2 protein-coding genes are annotated in these 2,076 nt (G+C 48.9%); both read left to right on the top strand.

Features of this window, described 5'->3' with window-relative positions; translation table 11 throughout:
- Positions 1–624 precede the first annotated feature (624 nt).
- A complete protein-coding gene (locus IC37_RS28615) occupies positions 625–975 on the top strand; it encodes a hypothetical protein (RefSeq protein ID WP_030131501.1) in 351 nt (116 codons plus the stop codon).
- Positions 976–1,393: 418 nt separating this feature from the next.
- A complete protein-coding gene (locus IC37_RS28610; RefSeq protein ID WP_030131500.1) occupies positions 1,394–1,609 on the top strand; it encodes a hypothetical protein in 216 nt (71 codons plus the stop codon).
- The last annotated feature ends 467 nt before the right edge of the window (positions 1,610–2,076 follow it).

The raw sequence follows: 2,076 nt of genomic DNA, 5'->3' as shown, positions 1-2,076 counted from the left end.
TTTGGAATGGATGGAAGGTCACGCTGGGCCTCGCGGGCCGGTTTCTTTTTGGTTGGCATACATCCACCTCTTCAACATGTTATGCCCGAACACAAAATTTATGACAGTCCCTGTTGCCATAAACAGAATGACATTGTCACTATCCAATGATGGATTGGGCACATTCTTCTTAAGGCCTTCAAGAATAAAGGACCGCAGACCAACCAAAAGCCCCATGTACCAATTTTGTACCAATCATAGCCACAGCTATACGTGCACATCACTAGTCTAAAGCTAGTAAACACCGCGAGTACGCACGATCACATTGCTAGCCTACCCGCTTTCCTAACTATCAACCGAATCCCCTTATATTTTGTAACAGTGATTTCGACCATTGCGCTAGGCATATCCTGGCGCTTACAGATTCCCGCTTTACCCTAAATTGCACCCCGATACCCCGCCTCCCTCTGAGCCGTCGTTGCGAGCTTTGAAAAGCCGGGGCGTAAGGCCAGCACTGGTGTGGCCTGCTATCCTACGAAGGGTTCTCGGAAATGGTCGAAGAAATTGAAGAAACGAGGTTTCCAAAAATAGAAACCCGACTATAGTAATTTTGACCAACTTCGGTCGAACAAGGAAGTCAACGACATGTCTAATACTAAAATTACGATAAATGCGATTTCGGCAATAAATCTGACGAATCTTTCAGAAAGCGGCAGCGGGGCAATACCGGTAAATCTGGCGACCGGTCAATACGCAGTCACGCTATCGGAAGATACGATGCAATTTAGGTCGGACGCTTATATACAACAGGTCATTCTTTTCAATACGACTCCGCTCAAGGATGGGAACTATGAAAAATGGTTCTATACGGTTAATACGTCGGAAGGAACGGTAATTAAAGTTGACGGTGGCCATCCAGTTTATGTTTTTATCGTAGATCACATCTCGATCAGCGATAACTCTGGAAGTGCGACGGTAACGTTCATTCCCATTTAAATCCTGAATAAATGGAAAAGGGGACTGTTTTATTTACAGCCCCCTGCTCCAAGCCCCAAAATGCCTGGCATGGCACCTTTCCTGATAAACTCGGCGCACCATACCCCTCGGCTGCACTCAAAGCGACAGACACTCCATGCCCTTGACACCGCCACCCAGTCCGAGTCCTCTCGCCGATTCTCCGTGACCCTCATGATGGATTGGACTTACTTATCGCCACACACTATCGATACTGTCAAAAACCACACCGTGGTGACGATGATGGATTGGGCCTAGCCCTCCCCCAACGCCCAGCCAGACTGACTAATCCGCTGCAACCTCTTCGCTTTGTAGCAATTTCTAAGCAAGCTGCAATTACTGCCTGACACGGGCACTGCCGGTACTATGCTTATGTTTTTTCTCGAAAGGAGTCGACGTCATGCCTGGTGATTATTCAATGTCGGATGTACTGGAAAGGCTGTACGAAAACCAGCAGGCTCTGCAGGCAGCCATTATGGAGCTGACCCTCCTGGTTGAGGAGCAAGGGGCGCAGGAAGTGGGCGGAAATGTCCGTGGAGCACTGTGGACCATGGGTGAAAACGCCGGCCATATCAAACAAGGCCTAGCGCGATTGAAGAAATTGGATATCGGTTAAGTCATGTCAGGGTAAATTCCGAGTGCTAATTCTGTTCACCTCACAGGCCAGAAGCAGACGTTTCGAGTAGGAAAATGAAAGAAACGGAAAAACCTGAGTTTGCCGCTCTCGATGGCTGGGCCTGTTTGCCATTGCGATCGCTTCGGTTCTTCGCACGAGCCGTTAGCCAACGTAAGAATTACACCGACATGTTCAGGGGTGTGTACTAAGTTGTCAGAGTCAATGAAATAAGGGACTTAAGACCCAGGCCAACTCAGAATCTCCTGCCAAAACGCAGTCATTGGTACAAAAATTGGTACGGGATTCCCTTGTCACAACACATAAAAGCCCCGTTCCGGTTGTCCCCGTGCGGGGCTTTTTTGCGCCTAAGAGCTGATGATCTTAACGCTGCCCGAAAGGTAGCTATCGGCCAGAAGCGGACGTTCATAGCGGTCCACTTCTGACCGACAGCTGACTGTCCGAGAGGG

This window comes from Pseudomonas sp. QTF5, from assembly GCF_000512695.2.
Taxonomy (GTDB): Bacteria; Pseudomonadota; Gammaproteobacteria; order Pseudomonadales; family Pseudomonadaceae; genus Aquipseudomonas.
This window is presented reverse-complemented; position numbering and strand designations above follow the sequence as displayed.

Excerpts from the sequence above, each read along its gene's own strand:
- IC37_RS28615 (WP_030131501.1), top strand. The coding sequence starts at position 625 with ATGTCTAATACTAAAATTACGATAAATGCGATTTCGGCAATAAATCTG.
- IC37_RS28610 (WP_030131500.1), top strand. The coding sequence starts at position 1,394 with ATGCCTGGTGATTATTCAATGTCGGATGTACTGGAAAGGCTGTACGAA.